Origin of the sequence: Paraburkholderia humisilvae (assembly GCF_902859855.1) — a bacterium.
Classification (GTDB): domain Bacteria; phylum Pseudomonadota; class Gammaproteobacteria; order Burkholderiales; family Burkholderiaceae; genus Paraburkholderia; species Paraburkholderia humisilvae.
Window position 1 is genome coordinate 1 of the sequence record NZ_CADIKH010000402.1, and the last position, 945, is coordinate 945.

1 protein-coding gene is annotated in these 945 nt (G+C 58.1%); it reads left to right on the forward strand.

Annotation, left to right across the window (positions count from 1 at the left end):
- Positions 1 to 156 precede the first annotated feature (156 nt).
- Positions 157 to 945: WD40/YVTN/BNR-like repeat-containing protein (locus tag HV796_RS42780; protein ID WP_425497126.1), on the forward strand; the 789-nt coding region annotated here is incomplete at its 3' end.

Below are 945 nucleotides of genomic sequence, written 5' to 3' on the forward strand. Positions count from 1 at the left end.
CGAAGAAAGCCGGTGACTTCGTGAACGGAACAATCAACGCGGTGAACAACGCGCTGCAGCGCCTCATGGTGAAGTGAAATGCGAAGGCCACGGCTCTGGAAAATATGTATTGGCGCCGTTGCAGCGCTGCTCGCGTTGAACTATGGATATCAGAAAATGACCACACCCGCGTGGGAAAACGTCTCGGACGCCTTTATGAGAAACGACAAACCTTATGGTGGAGGGGCTTTCCGGATTCGTGATAGTGAAGTGATGACGCTCAAGGTTACTGGGCCCGATACGCCATTTAAGCCCGCGAGTGAATGGAAGAATCCGGAAATCGCCGAACATACTGAGCCGTGGATGAATAATTCAGGGGAAAGGCTAAGTCGTTCCACTGCGAGCTTTATCCGCGGAACGCTTGACTCGGGAATGACACGCTACTTCCAGCAGCAAGCGCAGGATGGTGCCTGGTGGTATTCAAAGGACTGGGCGGCGCAGTACATCAGCACCGGCTGGATGGACTTTACGCGCCAGGAGCCTGTGAACGGCCTGGCTCCACAGATTACCAGACTGTGGCGCTCGATCGACGGCGGCAGGACCTGGACACAATTGAAGTGGCCAGAGGACCGCAACATCAGCTATCTCAAGTTTCTCGACCCGCAGCGCGGCTACGCAATCGGCTGGGGACCTAATGTATGGCGCACTGCCGACGGCGGCCAGACCTGGCAGGCAATCGCGCTGCCACCGATGGCGACCGACTATCGCAAACCCCGCAAGCAATTCGATGCCGTCGACCTTGGCCCGGACGGGCTGCTGCGTGTGGCCTACTACGTTGGGATGCTCGGCGAAGTACGTCTTTCCAGCGTCGTGTACCGGCTGCCTTGGGATAAGGCGCAGTTCGAGCCGGACGTCGTATTGCCTGACCAGGTTGTGGTGCGGCTCGGCTCGACGGAGGAACCTCCC